At 69.1% G+C, this 6,731-nt stretch carries 3 protein-coding genes and 1 pseudogene; 3 read left to right on the forward strand and 1 reads right to left on the reverse strand.

Annotation, left to right across the window (positions count from 1 at the left end; translation table 11 throughout):
* Window positions 1-320 (forward strand): annotated as a pseudogene (locus ACNTMW_RS34020) (hypothetical protein); the annotation flags it as partial.
* Window positions 317-2,587: a xanthine dehydrogenase family protein molybdopterin-binding subunit gene (locus ACNTMW_RS34025; RefSeq protein WP_426638182.1), complete on the forward strand. Its 2,271-nt coding sequence runs from the start codon at window positions 317-319 to the stop codon at window positions 2,585-2,587. The pseudogene ACNTMW_RS34020 and the gene ACNTMW_RS34025, both read left to right, overlap by 4 nt.
* A gap of 133 nt (window positions 2,588-2,720) precedes the next feature.
* Here the strand turns inward: ACNTMW_RS34025 and ACNTMW_RS34030 are convergent, their stop codons facing one another.
* A complete protein-coding gene (locus tag ACNTMW_RS34030) occupies window positions 2,721-3,749 on the reverse strand; it encodes an SDR family NAD(P)-dependent oxidoreductase (protein WP_426638183.1) in 1,029 nt (342 codons plus the stop codon).
* A gap of 695 nt (window positions 3,750-4,444) precedes the next feature.
* Between ACNTMW_RS34030 and ACNTMW_RS34035 the strand changes: the two genes are divergently transcribed.
* The gene (locus ACNTMW_RS34035; RefSeq protein ID WP_426638184.1) at window positions 4,445-6,025 is read left to right on the forward strand and encodes a methyl-accepting chemotaxis protein; all 1,581 of its coding nucleotides are present in this window, start codon (window positions 4,445-4,447) and stop codon (window positions 6,023-6,025) included.
* The last annotated feature ends 706 nt before the right edge of the window (window positions 6,026-6,731 follow it).

Raw genomic sequence — 6,731 nt, forward strand, 5'->3', positions numbered from 1 at the left:
CCGTGCGTTCCTCCTCCACGTCGCTCGGAGGACGCGCGTACAGCAACTTCGGCATGAAAGACCGCCTCCCCACCAGCATCCCACCGGCAGAAGCGATCTACACCTGCAAAGAGGAACCGAGCACTAAGCCCTGGCGGGCCCGCGAGGCCGAGCGGCTGCTGCTCGGCGGGCCGGCGGACGAGGCGGCGTTCCGCCGGTCGGCGGAGGCCGAGATGGCTGCCGCGGCCGTGCGGCAGGGGAACGCGTTCAAGGTCGCCCTCGCCATCTCCACGATCGTCGCCACCCTGCGCGAGCTGAGCAAGGAGGCAGCCCCGCGATGAGCATCGAGTACGTCGAAACCGAGAGCACGACCGGCTCGACGAAATACGTCGGCCGCGGGGTCGAGCGGCTCGACGGGCCGGCCAAGGTCACCGGCCAGGCCCGCTTCGCCGCCGAGCACCACTACCCGGACCTGGCCCACGCCGCGCTCGTGCACGCCACGATCGCGCGGGGCCGCATCACCGCCATCGACACGGCCGCGGCCCGCGCCGTGCACGGCGTGATCGCCGTCCTCACCCACGAGAACGCGCCGGCCATGAAACCCGCCCGCAAGATGAGCTTCCTCAACCTCAGCTCGATCGCCTCGGGCTCGTCGGTCAACTACCTGGCCACCGACGAGGTGCACTGGAACGGCCAGCCGATCGCGGTCGTGGTCGCCGAGACGCCGGAGACCGCGCGGTACGCCGCGTCGCTCGTGCGGCCGGCGTACGAGGAGCTGCCCGCCGCGGTGGACTTCGCGGCCGAGGCCCCGAACGCCGTCCCCGAGAAGGGCAACCCGCTGATGGAGAGCGGGGCCGACAAGGGGGACGCGACGGCCGCGCTGGCCGCCGCGCCCTTCTCGGTGGACCTCGACTTCAGCACGCCGCAGCACAACCACAACGCCATCGAGCCGCACGCGACGACCGCCGTGTGGGACGGTGACCGGCTGACCCTGCACGAGGGCACGCAGAACATCCCCTGGCTGCGCAAACATCTGGCGCAGCGATTCGGGGTGCCCGAGAAGTCGATCCGGGTACTGTCCCCGTTCGTCGGCGGCGGGTTCGGTGGGAAGTCACGGGCCTGGGCCGGCACGCTGCTCGCCGCGCTGGCCGCCCGGGCGACCGGCCGCGCCGTACGGCTGGCGCTCACCCGCGCGGGCGTCTACCACACGGTCGGCGGGCGCACGGTCAGCACGCAGCGGGTCGCGCTGGGCGCGGATGCGCAGGGCCGGCTGACCGCGCTCATCCACACCAGCGTCTCCCGGACCGGCCGGGTGGGCGGCATGCCCGAGCCGATCACCGAGGCTTCCCGCCACCTGTACGCCGCCCCGAACATCCACCTGCGCCAGGACTCCGTCCCGCTCGACCTGTTGACCAACACCTTCATGCGGGCCCCCGGCGCGTCCATCGGCACCTTCGCCCTGGAGTCGGCCGTGGACGAGCTGGCCTGGGAGCTGGGCATGGACCCGATCGAGCTCCGGATGCGCAACGAGCCTGAGCGCGACCCGGTGGGCGGCCAGAGGTTCACGCACCGGATGCTGCGGGAGGCGTACGCGCGGGGAGCCGAGCGGTTCGGCTGGCGCGAGCGCGACCCGCGGCCGGGCGCGATGCGGGACGGCCGGTGGCTGGTCGGCATGGGGGTGGCCACCGCCCACCACGGGTCGATGCGCATGCCCGCGAGCGTCACCGTGCGGCTGGGCTCCGACGGCACGGTCGTGGTGCGCAGCGGCCTGCACGAGATGGGCATGGGCACGGCGACCGTACAGGCGCAGATCGCCGCCGACGAGATGGGCGTGCCGCTGGAGTCCGTACGCGTGGAGTACGGCGACTCCGCCTTGCCGCCGGGCGCCGGCGCGATCGGCTCGGTCCAGACCGCGAGCGCCGCGGCGGGCGTGCTGGCCGCGTGCGGCAAGCTGAAGAAGTCTGTCCTCGCCCTGGCCGGCCGTGCGCCCGGCTCACCCCTGCGGGGCCGCAGGATGGAGGAGCTGGAAGCCCGCGACGGCGGCCTCTACCACCGTGGCGGCGGCCAGACGTACACGGACATCCTGACCGCGGCCGGCCGCGACCACGTAGAGGCGGAGTCGAAGGGGAACATGCTGGGCTTCGTCGCCCGGACCGTGCGCGACCGCCGGCGCTGGGTACGGGCGACATCGGGGGCGCAGTTCTGCGAGGTCCGGGTGGATCCCGACACCGGGGAGGTGCGGGTGTCGCGCTGGCTGGGCGTGTTCGACGTCGGCACGGTGATCAACGCGCGCACCGCGGCGAGCCAGCTGCGCGGCGGCATCGTCATGGGTATCGGCATGGCGCTGTCGGAGCAGACGCTGATCGACCACCGCAACGGCCGGATCATGAATCCGAGCCTGGCCGAATACCACGTGCCCGTGCACGCCGACATCCCGCGCATCGACGTCCAGTGGCTCGACGAGCCGGACCCGACCATGCCACTGGGCCTGCATGGGATCGGGGAGGTGGGCATCACCGGCGCCGCCGCAGCCGTGGCCAACGCCGTGCGGCATGCCACCGGTAAACGCGTGCTCGACCTGCCGATTACCCTCGACAAGCTGCGGTGAAGACCTGACCGTTACCGGGCTGTCGACATGCTCGGTCCGCTCAGCCCGGCTGTCACCGAGGAAGGCTCCTGCACCCGGCCGGCCCCACCACAGCTCACCGGGGCAGCGTCTTCCCGGGTGGTTGGTCGAGGATCTAGGCCGCCGGCTCGGTGAGCTCCGGCAACTCCGGGCCGTGCGGGATGTCGATGCGCGGTTCGCCCGTGCGCAGCGCGCGCAGAATGACGCGGCCGACGTACTCAGCGGTGTGCACGACCATCCCGGGTCGCGGTGGCGGTGCGCCCGGCAGCAACCGTCCACCGGCGAACTCCGACGCCGTGACCGACGGCAGCACCAGCGAGACGTCGATGCCGTCGTCCGCGAATTCCTTGCGGGCAACCTCGGTGAGCATGTTCACCGCGGCCTTGGAGGCCGCGTAGCCGCCGACGCCCGGCGGGGAGAGCCGCGTCGTGCCCGAGCTGACGGTGACGATGCGCCCGGCATGCTGCCGGCGCATCACCGGCAGGACCGCTTGCAGCCCGGTGACCACGCTGACCACGTTGAGGTTCAGCAGCTGCAGGTACGCGGCCGGGTCGATCTCCTCCAGCCGGAGGTGGAAGCTGGCGCCCGCGTTGAGGACCAGACCGTCGACACGGCCGTGGCGGTCCACCGCAGCCTGCACCAGTGCCCGCTGCTGCTCAGGTTCCGTCACGTCGGTCGGCACCGCCAGCGCTCCACCCAACTCGCCACTCAGGGCGGTGAGACGCTCGGCGCGCCGGGCGGCGAGGACCGGCAGCGCTCCGGCGGCGTGCAGGAGGCGGGCGGTGGCTTCCCCGATGCCGGAGGAGCTTCCGGTGACGATGACGACCTTGCCGGTCAGATCAAGAAGGCCAGGCACCTGATCATTGTGGCACCCCGCCGGCATCGGCCGCCCGGAGGGCACTCCTACAACGAGCACAGGCCGCACCAGGGCATCGCCAACGCTCGCCCGCTCAAGCCACTGCCCGAACCGATCACCGATCCGGGCCGAATTACCCAACTCGACATCCGCCGACGTGACCGTTTCGGTGGCATCCTTCACGAGTACGACATGCCGCTTGATCTGGGTGGATGAGATTTCGGCAGGCACAGCGCCGGTAGGAACCAGTAGGCCTCCCGTGCCGATCGGCGCGGCAAGAAATCGCACAATAAGCCCGGGTTGCGCTCGTAATCGGCCGCTTTCGGGTTCGAGTCCATGGTGCGCACCGCAGGTACTTTGTCGCTGGAACCGGTCATCGAGTGGTCCTGGCTGAGCCGGTGTCCGCGAGGTAAAGGTGGTAGGAGCTCATTCGGGGAGCAGCCCGCACTAGCTGACAGGCGCAGCACTTGACCTGGCGCGGTAACGGACGTGGTAACAGCGAAGATCGAGAAGTGGCGGATGCGATGGCACGGGGCAGGACTGAAGAGTTGGAAGCTGCCGTTCTGTCCGCTTCTGCGTACCTATTAGCACTGTCCAACATGGCATACCAGAATCTGGGGGTCAAGGGGTCGTCGGTTCAAATCCGGCCGTCCCGACGCAGGTCACAGGCTTGATCCAGGTTTCTGGATTGACCCTGGGGACCGCGTTGATCTTTGCTGTGCATCTGTGGCGCACCTTGACCGGCGGTCAAGGAGAGTGCTCCGCGGACTCCGACTCGGGAAGGGAGTGGACGTCCGTGCGACGTGCCGACGCACCACTGGCCCCAACGCGCACCAGAGAGGGCGTTGGCGACTAAACCGGTAGTTCTCAGGTTCCGGTATCGGTGACCGATAGTTCCGCTACCCAATGGAGTGCCAGCCTCAACGGCGGATGGATCGGGGTCAGCGGTGTTGCGTCTTCGGAATCTGAGCGTAGGTCGGCGCTTGGCCGCGTCGTTCCTGATCGTGGGGCTGTTGATCGTGGCAGCGGCCAGTGCCGGACTGTGGGGTCAGGCGCGCCAGCACGACGCCGACCAGCGGTTGGCTCGGCTGACCCAGCTCAAGGACGACATCCAGGCGGTGAACTACGGGGTGGCCGACGTCACCGGCTGGCAGGGGCTGGTCGTGGCCGACGCGGGCGCCTTCGGCGGGGTGGCGGCTACTGATGCGGGCTCTTACAACCGTAAGGGCGAGCTGGCGAGCAAGAAGAAGCTCTACGACGCGCTTGACCGTGTTCACGTCGCGGACCTGACTCCGGCGGAGCGTGCGAAGTTCGACAAGCTGCGCCCGGCGTGGGATTCGTTCTTCACCTGGGATGACAAAATCATGGCGCTGCTCCGCCAGGACACCCAGCAGGCCCGCGCCGAAGCGATGACCAATATCAACGGTGGTCCGGCGGCGGAGGCGTACACACAGGCGTCGACGGTAGCCGGAGAACTGGAAGAGTCGATCGACGCGCGCAACGCCCAGTTGCGCCGCGCGGCGGATCGCGCGGTGACGACGAGCCGTCAGGTCCTGCTCGGCGCGGTGGTGGCGGCGCTGGTGCTCGCGCTGGTGCTCAGCATGTGGGTCACCCGGTCCGTGGTTCGCCCGTTGGCGACTGCGGTCGATGTGCTGAGGCGGATAGCCGAGGGCGACATGACTATGCGCACGAACCTGCGTACCAACGACGAGTTGGGTCGACTGGGCCGGGCGGTCGACGCCAGCATCGAGTCACTGCAGGCCACTCTGGCCGCCATTTCCGAGCACGCGACGGCACTGAATGACTCTTCCGAGGATTTGGCCAGAGTGTCGCAGCAGATGGCGGGATCAGCTGACGAGACCAGCGCGCAGGCCGCTGCCGTGACCGCGGCGGCGCAGCAGGTTTCGTTCAACGTCTCCACCGTGGCTGCGGGCGGCGAGGAGATGGGCGCGTCTATCAGGGAGATTTCCAACAGCGCTAGCGATGCCGCGTCCGTCGTGGAGAGCGCGGTATCGCGCGTCGAGGCCGCGACCGAGGTGATGGACGGGCTGCGGCAGTCCTCGGCGGAGATCGGTGACGTGGTGAAGCTGATTACCGCGATCGCGGCGCAGACCAACCTGCTGGCGCTCAACGCCACCATTGAGTCGGCCCGTGCAGGGGAGGCGGGCAAGGGATTTGCTGTCGTCGCGGGTGAGGTCAAGGAACTGGCGCAGGAGACCGCGCGTGCCACCGAGGACATCGTGCGCCGTGTCGAGGCGATTCAGTCCCAAACCGCCAACGCGGCAACGACGATCACTGAGATCGGCCAGACCATGGGTCGCATTCGCGACTACCAGACCACGATCGCGACGGCCGTGGAGGAGCAGACCGCGACGACCAGCGAGATGAATCGCAACGTCAACGCCGCCGCGGCTGGTAGTGGGGAGATCGCCCACAACGTCGCCCGGGTAGCGGCCGCGGCCGAGGTCACCACCTCCGGCGTAGCCCAGGCCAAGCAGGCCGCCGACGAACTCGCCGACGTGAGCGTCGCGCTGCGCGAGCTGGTCGCGAGGTTCCGCATCTGACCACCAGCGGCACCACGGTGACAGTGGCTGTCGTCACGACCTTCCGTGGTAACGGACGAGAACAGTAACCGCGACGGCAGCCGTGGCAGATGTGATGCCTCATGCTGCGGTGCTACTGGTGACGCAAATCGGACTGGGTCGGGGACCAGTTGGGGACCACACGTCATGAGCGATGCCGCACGCGCCGCGCCCCTTGACATGTCAACCGGGGTCGCATACCGCCCTTGACGTGCGCAGACGTGTAACGCAACGTCCTGGGGGTCAAGGGGTCGTCGGTTCAAATCCGGCCGTCCCGACGCTGTAGGTGCCGAAAATGCCGTTCGGGCAGCTCAAGCGGCGTGTCGGTATTCGTGGAGGATGCCGCCGAGTCGATCGCGTCGTCGGATGTCGAGGTGGTCGAGGTGGTCGAGGTGGTCGAGGTGGTCGAGTGTGTCCGGTGCGGTGATCGGTTGGGGGAGCGGGCGGAGGGGCGCCGTGGCGTGGAGAGCGCGGTGGGGCCGGTGTTCGTTGTAGAAGGTCTAATGGCAGCGCAAGGGACGCCCGTACCAGCCGTTGGCCGTTAGGCCGGGTTATCGAGATCTGAGCTGTGTCAAGGATCTTGGACAGGTCCTCGTGGGTTTGCTGGTCAGGCGGCGATGCGGATCTGGTAGTCGGTGAGGGCTTCGGCTGGGGTGCGGTAGTCGAGCGCAGAGTGCAGCCGCTGCCG

The sequence above is a fragment of the Planosporangium spinosum genome, assembly GCF_049999945.1.
GTDB classification, from domain to species: domain Bacteria; phylum Actinomycetota; class Actinomycetes; order Mycobacteriales; family Micromonosporaceae; genus Planosporangium; species Planosporangium spinosum.

Bases quoted from the DNA above. Each gene is read 5' to 3' on its own strand.
- ACNTMW_RS34025 (WP_426638182.1), top strand. From the start codon at position 317: ATGAGCATCGAGTACGTCGAAACCGAGAGCACGACCGGCTCGACGAAA.